The sequence below is a fragment of the Psychrobacillus sp. FSL K6-2836 genome (assembly GCF_038003085.1).
Classification (GTDB): domain Bacteria; phylum Bacillota; class Bacilli; order Bacillales_A; family Planococcaceae; genus Psychrobacillus.
Genome location: NZ_JBBOOM010000001.1, coordinates 3,923,567 through 3,939,511 on the forward strand (window position 1 = coordinate 3,923,567; position 15,945 = coordinate 3,939,511).

Below are 15,945 nucleotides of genomic sequence, written 5' to 3' on the forward strand. Positions count from 1 at the left end.
GCAACGCCTTCGTGACCAACATCCTGTTGGCCTCCGCGGGCTTGGCTTCAGCCTCCTCGTCGCTGTGAAAACATATGCTCTTGCGGTTACTCGTCGCAAAGACATTGGTCAAACAAAGTTCGAGCAATGTCTTTCCTGTGGGGGCATCAGCTCAAGCTATTCCGCTGGAGTCGCCACCTTTCACTACAATCAATAGATGTGTAATTCTACACTAAAATATTTGTCATAGCTTATCGCTAAGATAAAAAAATTGATTAATTTTTAGTGATTCACTCCAATTACTTATCATCTTCTTTGAATTATAAATGTTATCCACTGATGATTAAGAAATCAGAATTTTATTAAAGGTTTATTGTTGATTGAAGCGCAGGTCGGCGACTCCTGTGGGACAGCACGAGGGAGAGACTACAGGCTCGAGCCGTGCCCACGGAAAGCGTCCGACCGGAGCGGAAATCAACGGCATATCTAAGTTTTTATTCTTAAGGGACGGGGTATTTTTTACCTGGATTTTTTTGTGAACTTATTTAAGTTGATACAAAAATAAAATTATTGACGCAAACATATAATCTCAATAGTACATATTCTTTTATTAAAGAGAGGTAGAAGATATTGATTATTGAGAAGGCCTTATTATTTATCGTCATACTTAGATTACTTTCAGGAAGTATTGAGTTATCTGCAGCAATGCTTATGATTAAATTTAATGATTTAGAAAAAGCTTTTTATATTAACTCTTTACTAGCTTTAGTAGGTCCTGTTGTTTTAATAGTTACAACTGGCATAGGTTTAACTGGCTTATCTGAAAAAATATCTTTAACAAGAATGGTCTGTTTATTTGCAGGTATTTTACTTATTCTTTATAGTTTAAAATCAAATTGAAAATATAAAATGGACTGGTTAGCATCTCGCTTTCCAGTCCATTATATTTATGCTTTATGATTTTGTCCCTCGATTTCCTCTACTTTTATAAGTTTCATCGCAAGGAAAAAGAGGAAAATTCCAATTACACCGGCAACAATATAACTAATATTAAGATAATTTTTCATAACTAGTGACATGATTGGTGGACCAGCTGCAACTCCGATGAATCTGGCAGAACTATAAAAAGAAGAGATTGTGCCGCGCTCTTCTTTTTTTATATTTTCTGTAATAAGTGCATCTAATACTGGCAGCAAGGCACCAATGGCGATTCCCATTACACTTGTAATGATCAATAAAAGAATCAGTTTTTCTTTTGTAAATCCTATAAATACAACTGAGATAGACATAACTATTAGACAAATCAGCGTCATTTTTTTCATAGTAGAAATATTTCCTTTTATATTTCGACCAGTTATATAAGAAGCAATACAAAGCATAAGGAGCGGAATGGCTAATACAAACCCTTTTTTTATTCCTTTTATATCATGTGTTTTTTCAAGCATTTCGGACAAGAAAAACAACACGGCGAATAATATAAGCATAACAAAGGCACCATTTAAAAATACGGTTAACAGCCATTTACCTTCTTTTTTAAAGGTCTTTTTTGTATTGCTTAAAAAGTCTTTAAATTTAACTGGTTCATCTTTTTCTTTTGGCACTTTAACAAAGAAAAATATCATAACAATGGAAATTAGACTAAAAATTGATATTGAAAAGAAAGGTAAAAACCATAATACTGCTGCTAAAACAGATCCAAGAATAGGACTTAAAACCTTTCCGAAGGTATTGGAGGTTTCGATAATTCCGAGACAAGAACTGGTTTTTTCATCATCATCCTTATATAAATCACCAACAAGCGGCAATACTATCGGCATAGCACCAGCCGCTCCAATACCTTGAAGAATTCTTCCAATAATAATCCAAAAAAAAGGATCGTCTATTTTCCAAGAGGCAAAACCGGCGATTACACCACCGAGTAGTGCTAATATCAAGCTAGGCAAAATGACGATCTTTCTTCCGAAACGATCAGATAGGTATCCCGCCACAGGTATAAGAAAAATAGCTGCAATTGAATAACTCGTAATAATCATACTTGACTGGAATGAGCTGATACCTACCTTTTTTTCTAATATAGGTAAAATAGGGATTAGCATGGAATTACCAAGTGTCATGACGAGTGGAATAGAGGCCATACTTATAACGCACCAGATACTTACATTGTCAGTTTGACTATTGTTCTTTATCATATACACACCTCAACTAATGATCTTTAAGGTATGTTCTCCTTAGTGAGCTACAATATACGTTTCAGAAACCTACTAAAACAGAGCTTGAAAAGCTTGCATGCCAAAATAGATTCCGAAACCAATCATACATAAAGAAGAAACAAAAGAAATAACTTTTAAAAGAGGCGTGGACAGTAAATTTCGTGAACTACTCGATAAGAAGGCCATTATAAAATCTACAAGTCCAATACCAACTAATATAGCTATGCTAATGATTATCGTTTCAATACCCGATACTTCACCACCACCACTCACTAAAATAGATCCGTAAATACCTAGCCAAAATAGAATGGTTAACGGATTTAAAAAAGCCATTAGCAAACCAGCAAGGATAGAGTGCCGGAACCGAACAATTTTTCGAAATTTTGGGTCCATAGAAATATTATTTAACGTCAGCAAATTTTCAATTCCTGTATACATAAGCACAAAAAAACCAAAGCACCATAAAAATATCCGCATATGTGGTGAATCGATAAACTGACCCACTCCAAAGTAAACCATTAGCATATAAATTATGTCTGTTACTATTGCTCCTAGTCCAAAAAACCATGCGTGGAAAAATCCATTTTTTATTCCAGTGTTTAGGAGTGTTGCTTTAACAGGTCCAATAGGCGCTGCTAAAGATATACCTAACAAGAAATATGTACTTAAAGAATTCATTCATGTCCTCCATTTTTGTTGTATGATGCATCATATTCATGATGGACTTACCTTACAACTTATGGAACTAAATATTATTATGAATAGCTTATAGACGAATAATTCTATTTACCTATTATTCAGAATAGTCAATAAAGTTCATCTTAAAATGATTGAATTTTGATGATTTATATGTTATTATTCATTTAACACGAATCCTGATGTGTTCGCAATTTGCCAATCAGTTTTGACCGAACAATTCTATCGTTGGGAGTCTAACTTTTATTATGAATGACATGCCTTTAATCGGGACGCCAAGATTAATAAAGAGGACACCCACCTGCTTCTTGCGGGTTCAAAACGATACGCTTTATTTGTCGGCACGATTGGGATTCGTATCATTTCTTAAATATCCTCTGGCGAATTTGCTAGAGGTTTTTTATTGGGATTTAATCCCGTTTTAACGGGCAGGCCGATTAAAGTCGCCACGTCCTGTGGCAACATTGGCACTTGTACGTCCTGTACGTCGTAAAACTTCCATTTATTACTTGGTTCAAGTAACAAAGCGAATTGCGAGTTCAACTGCCCGTAAAACCCGAATGGTTCGGGCCAACACGATGTTGGTTACTCAGGCATTGCCGCACGACGAGGCGTTATTTGCCAGAGTTCAATTTTTCAATCAGTGGGATAAGGCACCCCACTGATTGAAGTATCACCTTTTTTCCTACTAATCTGATTTAAAATGGAGTGTTTTAATATGTTGCATCAATTTTCTAGAAATGAACTTGCAATAGGTACAGAGGGAATAGATTTATTGAAAGGTACTACTGTTGCTATATTAGGTGTCGGTGGCGTTGGATCTTTCGCAGCTGAAGCTTGTGCACGAAGTGGTGTAGGACGTATTATATTAGTAGATAAAGATAATGTAGATATTACTAATATTAACCGTCAATTAGTAGCTTACATATCAACGATTGGGCGTTCAAAATCAGAAGTGATGAAGGAACGGATTGCTGACATTAATCCTGAATGTGAAGTAATAGATATGCATATGTTTTATACGGAAGAAACATATGAGCAATTTTTTGCGATGAATATTGATTATGTTATTGATGCATCTGATACGATCATTTACAAAATCCACTTAATGAAAGAATGCTTGAAACGAAATATTAAAATTATTTCAAGTATGGGTGCTGCAAATAAAACAGATCCAACTCGCTTTAAGATTGTAGATATTTCTAAAACGCATACAGATCCAATTGCAAAAGTAATACGCACAAAGCTACGCAAAGAAGACCGCATTACAAAAGGAATTCCAGTTGTATTTTCAGATGAGAGTCCTATTGTAGTTAGAGAAGATGTAGTTGAAACGGTAGGTAAACCAGAAGCAGCTATTAGAAAAGCTAAAATGCCACCTTCTTCAAATGCATTTGTTCCATCAACAGTCGGATTAATATGTGCTAGCTGGGTGATAAACGACATTTCAAAAGACATTCATATTAATCGAGTACAGTAATTGCTTGAAGTTTTTTCCTGATGATTTATACTAAATTTATACAAACAAGGAGGGGAATACAATGACTGAAACAAATAACCAAGAAGCACCTAAAAAGAAAATGACACTCCAAGAAGCTGTTAAGCAAAAGCTTGAAGAGAAAAAGAATCAATCTGCTGGTGGTAAAGCTTCCCTTAACGGATCAACAGGAAGTCAAAAAATGAAAAGCCAACAAACTAAAAAGGTCAGTAACACCAGACGTAAGATGGGTGTATAATTGTTACCTTCTTTTAGAAAAGTAAATTTAAGTTCTGCGACGAGCTTTGCGCAGGAGCAAACTAAAAAAGTTAGTAACACCAGACGTAAGATGGGTGTATAATTGTCACCTTCTTTTAGAAAAGTAAATTTAAGTTCTGCGACGAGCTTTGCGCAGGAGCAAACTAAAAAAGTTAGTAACACCAGACGTAAGATGGGTGTATAATTGTCACCTTCTTTTAGAAAAGTAAATTTTTGTCCTGCGACGAGCTTTGCGCAGGAGCAAACAAAAAAGGTTAGTAACACCAGACGTAAGATGGGTGTATAATTGTCACCTTCTTTTAGAAAAGTAAATTTATGTTCTGCGACGAGCTTTGCGCAGGAGCAAACAAAAAAGGCCAGTAACACAAGACGTAAAATGGGTGTTTAAAACCTCGAAAATCCAGTCCTTACAAGGACTGGATTTTTGTTTTCTTATAGATAAAAAAAGTACCATCATATGCACTGAACTATGTTGTCTAATATGCAGGATTGACTAAAGAAACTAACCATTGCAGTCCACTTAGTGAAATAGAAGTATTAATTATTATATTTTACAAATTTAGGATGTGAATTAATAAAGTATTTTGGGAAAACTATCCGTTTTGCAAGTAAGAGATAGTCGACCGCAAGTAAATATAGACTTAGTGCAAGAAATCCTTTACTACCGCAAGTAAGCAGCAGATGGAAGCAAGTAAACAATAAATGAGAGCAAGTAAAGGTAAAATAGAAGAGCGATGGACAGGCAAACGAAATAAAATTACTGTGAAAAGTGAGGTTGACCGTGACGTCAGTCACAATCAACCTCTCTAATAAGTAAGTCGGTAACAATATAGCAAAACGTCTGTCCAAAGCCTCCAGTAAACGATAGAAACAGGTTTTTCATGATTTTTCTGTTTTAAATTTCTCTAATCGATGATATATAGCAGCTAATCTTTTTTCTTCACCTGCTTCGATTGGTTTATAGAAGGTACTTCCTACAAGGTTATCTGGCAGGTAGGTTTGATTGACCCAGCCTCCAAATGTTCCGATTTTATAGTCATGCGGATAAATATAGCCACCATGACCTAAATCAGCAGCTCCTGCATAATGAGTGTCCTTTAAATGACTTGGGATATCTCCAGTTTTTCCCTGATGGATACTTGCAATTGCAGCATCTAAACCGGAGTATGCAGAATTAGACTTCTCCGACAAACACATTAATACAACTGCATTGGCTAAGGGTATTCTTGCTTCTGGTAATCCTAATCGCTCTGCAGATTGAATAGCTGCTAACACTTGGGGTCCCACAGATGGGTTAGCAAGTCCAATATCTTCATAACTCATCACAAGTAGCCGCCTAGATACAGCTACTAAATCTCCGTTTTCCAATAAGTGTGCCAAATAGTATAGGGCGGCATCCGTATCACTACCGCGGACAGATTTCTGTAAAGCTGAAAGCAAGTTATAAAAATGAGAGCCTTTTTTATCCCCAAAAACCCCAACCCGATCTACAAGGCTCTTTAAGGTGGAATCTTCTACAATGGTTACTCCATTTTCTTCAAAACTTGCAAAGATAGTAGATTCTAATAGCGTTAAAGCTTTTCTAGCATCCCCATTTGCAGCATCTGCTATTAGTCGTCTCTGCTGCTCAGTAATTTGAATGTTCATTTGACCAAGGCCTTTTATTTTATCTTCCAACGCTCTAGTTAATAATGAGTCTATGTCATCTGTTGTTAATCTTTTGAGTTGTTTAATCTCCCCACAGCGCGATCTAATCGCGGGATTTACATCATGATAGGGATTTTCTGTTGTTGCACCGATTAAAATAATCGATCCATTTTCTACATGAGGAAGCAATGTATCCTGTTGTAGCTTGTTGAAACGATGAATTTCATCTAGAAATAAAATAACTTTTCCACTTATACGCGCATCCGCAACAACATCTTCCACATCTTTTTTCCCAGCTTTAGTTGCATTCAAAGCAACAAAGGGTAGCTTTGTCGTACCAGCGATGGCGAAAGCAAGTGATGTTTTGCCAACTCCTGGGTCACCGTACAAAAGCATGGAGGGTACATGTCCGTTTTTTATCATTTTATATAAAGCGGTATTTTCTCCGATAACATGCTGTTGGCCAGCTAGTTCGTCAATAGTTTGAGGTCTCATCCGATATGCTAAAGGTTCATTTTGCAAAATGATCTCTCCTTATTTCGTACGTTTGTTCTTTAATTATATAGAAGATTGTCTGAAAAGTCATTTTGAAGTCGATATAGTGCGTAATTATGCTATACTAGGGAAAGAATTTTTTTAATCTTATGAGGTGAATTATATTGAAATTTTCAACAAAGGGAAGATACGGTTTAACGATAATGGTCGCTCTAGGCAAGCAATGCGGAGAAGGTCCAATTGCCCTTCGACAAATAGCTGCAGAATATAATTTGTCTGAAGCGTATTTAGAGCAGATTGTCTCTCCTCTTAGAAATGCAGGACTTGTGAAGAGTGTCAGAGGAGCGTACGGAGGATATATGCTTTCAAGAACTCCAAGCGAAATAACTGCTGGAGATGTTATTCGAGTTTTGGAGGGTCCTATTCAAATCGTAGAGGGAATTGAAGAGGAAGCTCCGCCACAACGTGAATTGTGGATGCGTATACGAGATGCGGTAAAAAATGTACTAGACACAACTACGATCGAAGACCTTGCAAAATATACTGAAGAAGATCCAGAGAGTGCTGGATATATGTTTTATATATAAGGAGTTTAAAATGACTAGAATATATTTGGATCATGCAGCCACAACACCGATGGCCAAAGAAGTAATCCAAGTCTACACGGCTGAGATGAAGGAAGAGTTCGGAAATCCATCTAGCATTCATCAAACTGGAAGAAAAGCAAGAAAAAAAGTGGATGAAGCTAGAACAATTTTAGCTCAAAGTATTGGAGCACATGAAACGGAAATTACAATTACTAGCGGAGGTACGGAAGCAGATAATTACGCTATTTTTGGAACTGCTTACGCAAGAAAGAACGAAGGTAAGCATATTATCACAACGCAAGTTGAACATCATGCCGTACTTCACGCATGTGAGCAGCTTGAAAAAGAAGGTTTTGAGGTAACTTATTTACCAGTTGATAAAAATGGTTTAATCAGTATCAATGACTTGAAAAATTCTCTGAGAAAAGATACTATTTTAGTTTCCATTATGTTTGCAAATAATGAGGTGGGGGTTGTTCAACCTATCGAGGAAATTGGAGAGTTACTGAAGGATCATCCAGCCTATTTCCATACAGATGCTGTACAAGCATATGGAAGTTTATCAATAAATGTTCAACCAGCCTACATTGATTTACTAAGTGTTTCCAGTCATAAGATAAACGGGCCTAAAGGGATAGGTTTTTTATATCAACGAAAAGGTATTTTACTAAAGCCTATTTTTTACGGAGGACAGCAAGAGCGGAAAAAACGAGCAGGTACGGAAAATGTACCGGCTATTGTTGCATTTGCAAAGGCAGTTCAATTGAAACAAGTAGCAATTACTGATGGCATTCTAGCTTATAGTCAGTTAAAGAAAGTTTTCCTAACCGAATTGGAGAGATTAGGCGTTCCTTTTAAAATTAATGGATCTCATGAATCAGTTCTTCCACATGTATTAAACATTAGTATCCCCAATACAGATGTGGAGACTTTTTTAGTGCAATTAGATTTAGCTGGTATTGACGCTTCTAGCGGATCTGCTTGTACCGCCGGTTCGATTGATCCATCTCATGTTCTAGTAGCGATGTATGGTGAAAACACACCAGAGCTGCGCAATTCGGTTCGTTTTAGCTTTGGCTTGAACAATACGGAAGAGCAAGTGATGGAAGCAGCAAAAAAAATAAGCAATATACTACTATAGTTCAAATTCAATTAAAGGATTAACTTCATTTGGATTGAGTTTGAATGTATTACAATGAAGTTAAAGATTTAAGTGAAATGAGTGAATACGATGAAAAAAATAGAAGATACAAGAGTAGTAGTCGGAATGTCCGGAGGGGTAGACTCTTCTGTTGCCGCTTATCTACTGAAAGAGCAAGGCTATGATGTAATCGGCATTTTCATGAAAAACTGGGATGACACCGATGAGTTTGGTATGTGTACTGCAACAGAGGATTATGAAGATGTTATAAAAGTTTGCAATCAAATAGGTATTCCCTATTATGCGGTAAACTTTGAAAAACAATATTGGGATAAGGTTTTCACTTACTTTTTAGAAGAATATAAAGCAGGACGAACTCCTAACCCAGATGTTATGTGTAATAAAGAAATTAAATTTAAAGCCTTTTTAGAGCATGCATTAGCATTAGGAGCAGACTACTTAGCAACTGGTCACTATGCACAAGTAGAAGTTCGTGATGGACAAACTCGTATGCTGCGTGGAAGAGATAACAATAAAGATCAAACGTATTTTTTAAATCAATTAAACCAAGAGCAATTAGAAAAGGTAATGTTCCCAATTGGACATTTAGAAAAGAAAAAAGTGCGTGAAATTGCATTGGAACAAGGTCTTGCTACTGCTACGAAAAAGGATTCCACTGGTATTTGTTTCATTGGCGAAAGAAACTTCAAGGAATTTTTGAGTCAGTACCTTCCTGCGCAACAAGGTACTATGGAAACAATGGATGGAAAAGTAATGGGACAGCATGACGGATTGATGTATTATACAATTGGTCAACGCCATGGTCTTGGAATTGGTGGTTCAGGTGATCCCTGGTTCGTTATTGGGAAAGATTTGGACAGAAATGTACTTCTAGTTGGGCAAAATATTAATAATGATGCATTATTTTCGACTAGCCTAACTGCAACTGATTTATCCTTTACAACAACAATAGAAAAACCTCAATCTTTCCAAGCAACAGCGAAATTTCGCTATCGTCAAGAGGATGTAGGTGTACTTGTAGAGTTGATAGATACTAATCGAGTTAGAGTTATATTTGACGAGCCAGTACGTGCTATAACACCAGGACAGGCCGTAGTATTCTACCAAGGTGACGAATGCCTAGGTGGGGCTACAATCGATGAAGTATTTAAAGATGGCCTTAAACTGGATTATGTTGGATAACTGGAGGTAATAACATGAATTATAACGAATTAGGAATTCAAGCTATACAAGAAGAAAATTACGAAAAAGCGGTTGAGTTTTTTACGAAAGCTATTGAAGAAAATCCGGATGAGGCAATAGGTTATATCAATTTTGGAAATCTTTTATCCTCGATGAATGAAGATGAACGAGCGGAGAAATTCTTTCAAAAAGCGATCACATTAGATGAGGGTGCAGCTACGGCCTATTATAGTCTTGCAAACTTATACTATAATGCGGAGCGATTTGAGGAAGCTGCTAAGTTATATGAAAAAGCAATTGCAAATGGTATTGAAGGACCGGACGCTTACTATATGCTTGGGAAGAGTCTTGAAAAAGAAGGTTTAACAAAGCTTTCACTACCGTACTTTCAAAGAGCATATGAACTAGCTCCTGAGGATGCTCAAGTGAAATTATCTTATGGAATCGCCCTTGCCAGCTTAGAAATGTTCGATCAAGCTGAGCCTATTTTCAAAGAGATAATTGAGACAGATGCTGAAAATGCAGATGCTCACTATAATTTAGGTGTTTTATATGCTGTTTCTACATCTAACACGGAAGCTGCATTAACCCATTTAAAAGAAGCTTTTACACTTCAACCCAATTATGATCAGGCGCGCTATGTGCACGACATGATTTCCCTACGAAATTAATGAAATTCTGGAGGCGGTAGTATGACCAACGAAATAAATAATGAGAAACAATTTATTACAGGTCGTCCTATCGTCTCGATTTTTCATAATCCTCAAAACTTATTTTCTATCATAAAAGTAAAAATCAAATCCACAAACACTACATACACCGACAAAGAAGTAATAGTATCGGGTTATTTCCCCCCATTAGTACTGGAAGAACCATATAAATTCATTGGTTATATTAAAAATCATCCAAAATATGGTGTTCAATTCCAAGTGGAAACGTTTCAAAAAGAAGTACCTGCGACGGAGCAAGGAATCATTCATTATCTATCGAGTGATATGTTCACTGGTATAGGTCGCAAAACAGCAGAACAAATTGTTAAAAAACTCGGACCAAACGCCATTAACAAAATATTAGATGACCCAGAAGCACTAGATGTAGTGCCACGTCTTTCTGAAGAGAAAAAACAAACACTACGAGCAGTATTAGAACAAAATTTAGGCTTGGAAAAAGTGATGATTCAACTCAACGAATGGGGATTTGGACCTCAAGTAGCTATGAAAATCTATCAAGCATATAGAGAAGAAACAATCACCATCCTTACTAAAAATCCATTTCGTCTAATTGAAGAGGTTGAGGGTGTAGGTTTTGTTCGAGCTGACGAGCTTGGCTATAAATTAGGTATTCAAGGTAACCACCCAGATCGTATTAAGGCAGCAATCTATCACCTGCTTCAAACTGCTTCTTTAGGTGAAGGTCATGTATTTTTATACGCAGAGCAATTATTAGAATCAGTTAAAAAGTTATTAGAAAATGCGCAGCGTGAAGAAATTCCGTATGAGGCAATTAGTAAATGCTGCATTGAACTCGCTGAAGAAAGTCGGATAGTAGGAGAAGTGAATCGTTTTTATATTCCTTCTTTATATTTTTCCGAAGTTGGAATTGGTTCAAAAATTGAAACGCTTCTAGCTGAAAATGATACGCATCATCAATTTCCCTTAGCAGAGATGAAAAAGCATCTTGGGGGTATTGAAGAACGTTTAGGGGTGCAATATGCCCCGACTCAGATTAATGCGATTGAGACAGCGCTAAATGCAAGTATGACCTTACTAACGGGAGGTCCTGGTACGGGTAAAACAACAGTTGTCCGAGGGATTGTTGAACTATATGCAGAGCTACATGGCCTTTCATTGGATCCGAAGGAATGGTTAAAGGACAAAAAACCTTTTCCGATAGTTTTAGCTGCTCCAACTGGTAGAGCGGCCAAGCGCCTAAGCGAATCAACAGAACTTCCGGCTATGACTATCCATAGATTATTAGGCTTTACTGGCCAAGAGGATTCTGATGTAGTAGGTAAAGAAATAGAAGGAAAACTAATTATCATTGATGAAACATCTATGTTAGATACTTGGTTAGGACATCAATTACTAAAGGCTATTCCAAAAGACGCCCAAGTTATTTTTGTTGGAGACCAAGATCAACTTCCGCCGGTAGGACCAGGGCAGGTATTAAAGGATTTGCTTGCTTCTAAACGAATTCCTACAGTTGAACTTAAAGATATTTACCGACAAGCAGAAGGATCCTCAATTATAGAACTGGCACATGAAATGAAGCAAGGACTGGTTCCGGCATCTCTATTAGACAAGACAAAGGATCGTTCATTCATAAAAGCTACTACCGATCAGATCCCGAAAGTGGTGGAGCAAGTATTAAAAAGTGCATTATCCAAAGGACATTCCATTCGGGAAATGCAAGTATTAGCACCTATGTATAGAGGTCCAGCAGGTATTGACGCACTTAACAAAATGATCCAGGAAATGGTCAACCCAAATACTGACGGAAAGCGAAAAGAAATGCTATTTGGTGAAACTATCTATCGTATTGGAGACAAAGTACTTCAACTAGTAAATCAACCAGAGAGTCATGTATTTAATGGAGATATGGGGGAAGTTATTAGTATTTTCAGAGCTGCAGAAACAGTTGAGAAAAAAGAAATGCTAATTGTTTCATTTGATGGCAATGAAGTAACCTACGAAAAAAATGATTTGAATCAGCTAACACTTGCTTATTGCTGTTCAGTCCATAAATCACAGGGTAGTGAATTTCAAACGGTTATTATGCCTATAACGAGAAGTTATATGAAAATGCTAAGACGAAATTTACTATATACAGGAATAACTCGTGCTAAAAACTTTCTCATCTTATGTGGAGATCCTGAAGTATTTAAGTTTGGAGTTCAAAGAACTGATGATCTTCAGCGATTAACTACGTTAAAAGATCGTTTATCTAATGTAGACGAATCTGAGCAAGAAGATAAAGAAATAATAAAAGAATTAGCATCAGATGAGACTCAAACTGACTTAACTTACTTAACTGCTGAAAATTATCATAAGATCGACCCCCTTTTTGGCATGAATGGTGTCACACCGTATCAATTTATGGATACAGACAATTGACACAGGACGATTTGTTTTTTATAATCAATTGCATATAGTAAAATGTTGACGGAGAAAGTACTAATTGTTATCTGACTAGAGATGAATTCCTTGGCTGAAAGAATTCACTGAACTAACATATAGGAAAGCTACTCCTGAGTACAGTTAAAACCTGTCGTTCGGCCGCGTTAAGGCTTCTTGAGAGACATAGTAGGAAAATCTGCTATGTAACTAGGGTGGTACCGCGAAACAACAGCTTTCGTCCCTTTTTTAGGGATGAGGGCTTTTTTTATTTGTTTTGGTTTTTAGATATCACTTGTGAAGTGATTGGGATTACTCGCGGTCGAAGATAGTTTACTGGCGAAACGGGATTTATAAAAAAAATTAATACTTTTAGTTTTTCGTCTCGAGTAATGTCAGCATTAAATTAAATCTTTAAAGTTTACTAATACAAATTATTAGGAGGAACTAAACATGAAACAATTAACAGGTGCTCAAATTAGACAAATGTATTTAGACTTTTTTATGGAAAAAGGTCATTCCCAGGAACCATCAGCTCCACTTGTACCTATCAACGACCCATCTTTACTTTGGATAAACAGTGGTGTAGCTACATTAAAAAAATATTTTGACGGGCGTGTTGTTCCTGAAAACCCTCGTATTACGAATGCGCAAAAATCCATTCGTACAAACGATATTGAGAACGTTGGAAAAACAGCAAGACATCATACTTTCTTTGAAATGTTAGGAAACTTTTCTATTGGCGACTACTTCAAAAAAGAAGCAATCCAATATGCATGGGAGTTTTTAACAGATTCCAAGTGGATGGCATTCGAACCGGAAAAGTTATCTATTACTATTCATCCAGAAGACGAAGAAGCATATAATATTTGGAAGGATGAAATTGGAATTCCGGAAGAAAGACTTATTCGATTGGAAGGTAACTTCTGGGATATTGGAGAAGGTCCAAGTGGTCCGAACTCGGAGATTTTCTATGATCGTGGAGAAAGCTATGGCAATGATTTGAATGATCCTGAGTTGTATCCGGGAGGGGAAAATGAGCGTTACTTAGAAATTTGGAATTTAGTGTTCTCCGAATTCAATCATAATCCAGACAATACCTACACACCATTACCAAAACAAAATATTGATACTGGTATGGGACTAGAGCGTATGGCAAGTGTAGTCCAAAATGTTCCAACAAACTTTGATACAGATTTATTTATGCCAATTATTCGTCAAACAGAAATGATTTCTGGTAAACCATATCGTGCAAATGATGTGGATGATACTGCATTTAAAGTAATTGCTGACCACGTTCGTACAGTTGCTTTTGCTATTGGAGATGGTGCTTTACCATCAAACGAGGGAAGAGGTTATGTCCTTAGAAGATTACTTCGCAGAGCAGTTCGTTTTGCAAAACAATTAGGGATAGAAAAGCCATTCTTATATGAACTCGTACCAGTAGTAGGGAAAATCATGCAAGACTTCTACCCGGAAGTAACAGAAAAACAGGATTTCATCATGCGTGTTATGAAAACGGAAGAAGAAAGATTCCATGAAACGCTTCATGATGGCCTAGCTATATTAGAAAAAGTTATTGAAGAACAGCGAGCTAAAGGTGAATCTTCAATTCCAGGAACAACGACGTTTACGTTATACGATACGTACGGATTCCCAATTGAATTAACGGAAGAATATGCAGAAGAAGCAAATATGACTGTTGACCATGAAGGGTTCAAATCAGAAATGGAAGCTCAACGTGCTCGTGCTCGTGCAGCTCGTCAAAATGTAGATTCTATGCAAGTACAATCCGAAGTGTTTGGAAATCTACATGATGAAAGTGAATTTATTGGATATGACACAATGTCTGTATCTACAAAAGTTACTTCAATTGTGCGGGATCAAGTATTAGTAAAAACAGCACACGAAGGTGAGGAAGTTAAAGTAGTTTTAACAAAAACACCTTTCTACGCTGAAAGTGGTGGGCAAATTGCCGATCATGGAGTAATTGAAAACGATACATTTAGAGGATATGTAAAAGATGTCCAAAAAGCTCCAAATGGACAAAACTTACACACAGTTGTTATTGAATCAGGAGAGATCATTACAGATGCAGAAGTTTTGGCTACTGTCGACAATTCTCTTCGTGGACACACGATTAAAAATCACTCTGCTACACATATTTTACATCAAGCTTTGAAAGATGTATTAGGAACTCATGTAAACCAAGCTGGTTCTTATGTTGGTCCTGATCGTTTACGTTTTGACTTTTCTCATTTTGGACAAGTAACAACAGAAGAGCTTGAACAAATAGAACGTATAGTTAATGAAAAAGTGTGGGATAATATCCCGGTAGTTACTGGCTTCCATAATATTGATGAAGCAAAACAAATGGGAGCAATGGCATTATTCGGCGAAAAATATGGTGATATTGTAAGAGTAGTAAAAATGGGGGATTTCTCATTAGAGCTATGTGGTGGTATTCATGTTCAAAACACTTCAGAAATTGGATTCTTTAAAATACTTTCTGAAAGTGGAATCGGAGCGGGTACTAGACGTATTGAGGCTGTAACGGGTAAAGGTGCTTATGAAATAGTTAAAGAAGAAGAACATATGTTAAACGAAGCAGCAAATTTATTGAAGGCACAGCCAAAAGATTTAGTGAATAAGGTTGCTCAAACACTATTAGAGCTAAAAAATGTTCAAAAAGACAATGAGTCATTATCTGCGAAAATAGCAAATAGCCAAGCTTCTTCTGTATTGTCATCAGCGCAAAAAGTGAATGATGTTACTGTGTTATCCGTAAAAGTAGATGCGAAGGATAATAACCAATTACGTCAAATGATGGACGATTTAAAACAAAAGCTGGAAAAAGCGGTCATTGTTTTAGGTGCAGTTGATGGGGATAAAGTAATGATTTCCGCAGGAGTAACAAAGGATATAGTTGGTGGGAACTACCATGCTGGAAATATCGTCAAACTAGTGGCGGAGCAATGCGGAGGTAAAGGTGGAGGTCGTCCAGACTTTGCAATGGCTGGTGCTAAAGATGCAAGTAAGTTGGAGGCTGCTTTAAGTTCTGTATTGGATTATATTAAATCTCTTTAAACTATTTCCAAAATAGGGTATACTGATACAA

The 15,945-nt window shown here is 36.7% G+C and carries 13 protein-coding genes, 1 other RNA gene and 1 other annotated feature; of the genes, 10 read left to right on the plus strand and 4 right to left on the minus strand.

Annotated features, from left to right (window positions below):
* Positions 1-606: 606 nt before the first annotated feature.
* Positions 607-879, plus strand: a complete 273-nt coding sequence (locus MKY37_RS18980) for a YqhV family protein (RefSeq protein WP_340779985.1) — start codon at positions 607-609, stop codon at positions 877-879.
* Between the two features lie 47 nt (positions 880-926).
* Here MKY37_RS18980 and MKY37_RS18985 read toward each other — a convergent pair whose 3' ends face one another.
* Positions 927-2,168 (minus strand): MFS transporter, encoded by a 1,242-nt coding sequence (locus MKY37_RS18985; RefSeq protein WP_340779339.1) that lies wholly within the window; start codon positions 2,166-2,168, stop codon positions 927-929.
* A gap of 72 nt (positions 2,169-2,240) precedes the next feature.
* Positions 2,241-2,867, minus strand: a complete 627-nt coding sequence (locus MKY37_RS18990; RefSeq protein ID WP_340779340.1) for a LysE family transporter — start codon at positions 2,865-2,867, stop codon at positions 2,241-2,243.
* A gap of 191 nt (positions 2,868-3,058) precedes the next feature.
* On the opposite strand from MKY37_RS18990, the gene ssrS reads away from it, so the two are divergent.
* Positions 3,059-3,243: non-coding RNA, 6S RNA (gene ssrS / locus MKY37_RS18995), on the plus strand.
* Positions 3,244-3,251: 8 nt separating this feature from the next.
* Here the strand turns inward: ssrS and MKY37_RS19000 are convergent.
* Positions 3,252-3,428 carry a hypothetical protein gene (locus MKY37_RS19000; protein WP_340779341.1) on the minus strand — a complete coding sequence of 59 codons (177 nt, stop codon included), beginning with the start codon at positions 3,426-3,428 and terminating at the stop codon, positions 3,252-3,254.
* 175 nt (positions 3,429-3,603) lie between these two features.
* Between MKY37_RS19000 and MKY37_RS19005 the strand changes: the two genes are divergently transcribed.
* Together MKY37_RS19005 and MKY37_RS19010 are read left to right on the plus strand one after the other, a co-directional pair.
* Positions 3,604-4,365 (plus strand): tRNA threonylcarbamoyladenosine dehydratase, encoded by a 762-nt coding sequence (locus MKY37_RS19005; RefSeq protein ID WP_340779343.1) that lies wholly within the window; start codon positions 3,604-3,606, stop codon positions 4,363-4,365.
* 61 nt (positions 4,366-4,426) lie between these two features.
* Positions 4,427-4,621 carry a hypothetical protein gene (locus tag MKY37_RS19010; protein WP_211894710.1) on the plus strand — a complete coding sequence of 65 codons (195 nt, stop codon included), beginning with the start codon at positions 4,427-4,429 and terminating at the stop codon, positions 4,619-4,621.
* Positions 4,622-5,520: 899 nt separating this feature from the next.
* Here the strand turns inward: MKY37_RS19010 and MKY37_RS19015 are convergent.
* A complete protein-coding gene (locus tag MKY37_RS19015) occupies positions 5,521-6,810 on the minus strand; it encodes a replication-associated recombination protein A (protein ID WP_340779348.1) in 1,290 nt (429 codons plus the stop codon).
* A gap of 137 nt (positions 6,811-6,947) precedes the next feature.
* Between MKY37_RS19015 and cymR the strand changes: the two genes are divergently transcribed.
* From cymR to alaS, 6 genes are all read left to right on the plus strand, one after another.
* Positions 6,948-7,370: a cysteine metabolism transcriptional regulator CymR gene (cymR, locus tag MKY37_RS19020; protein WP_340779349.1), complete on the plus strand. Its 423-nt coding sequence runs from the start codon at positions 6,948-6,950 to the stop codon at positions 7,368-7,370.
* Positions 7,371-7,380: 10 nt separating this feature from the next.
* Positions 7,381-8,511: a cysteine desulfurase family protein gene (locus MKY37_RS19025; RefSeq protein ID WP_340779350.1), complete on the plus strand. Its 1,131-nt coding sequence runs from the start codon at positions 7,381-7,383 to the stop codon at positions 8,509-8,511.
* Positions 8,512-8,601: 90 nt separating this feature from the next.
* Positions 8,602-9,714 (plus strand): tRNA 2-thiouridine(34) synthase MnmA, encoded by a 1,113-nt coding sequence (gene mnmA, locus MKY37_RS19030; protein ID WP_340779351.1) that lies wholly within the window; start codon positions 8,602-8,604, stop codon positions 9,712-9,714.
* A 14-nt stretch (positions 9,715-9,728) separates the two neighbouring features.
* Positions 9,729-10,385, plus strand: a complete 657-nt coding sequence (locus MKY37_RS19035) for a tetratricopeptide repeat protein (RefSeq protein WP_340779352.1) — start codon at positions 9,729-9,731, stop codon at positions 10,383-10,385.
* Between the two features lie 21 nt (positions 10,386-10,406).
* Complete coding sequence (gene recD2 / locus MKY37_RS19040) at positions 10,407-12,827, plus strand: SF1B family DNA helicase RecD2 (protein ID WP_340779353.1); 2,421 nt, start codon at positions 10,407-10,409, stop codon at positions 12,825-12,827.
* Positions 12,828-12,863: 36 nt separating this feature from the next.
* Positions 12,864-13,076, plus strand: a binding site (T-box leader).
* 204 nt (positions 13,077-13,280) lie between these two features.
* Positions 13,281-15,914: an alanine--tRNA ligase gene (gene alaS / locus MKY37_RS19045; RefSeq protein WP_340779356.1), complete on the plus strand. Its 2,634-nt coding sequence runs from the start codon at positions 13,281-13,283 to the stop codon at positions 15,912-15,914.
* The last annotated feature ends 31 nt before the right edge of the window (positions 15,915-15,945 follow it).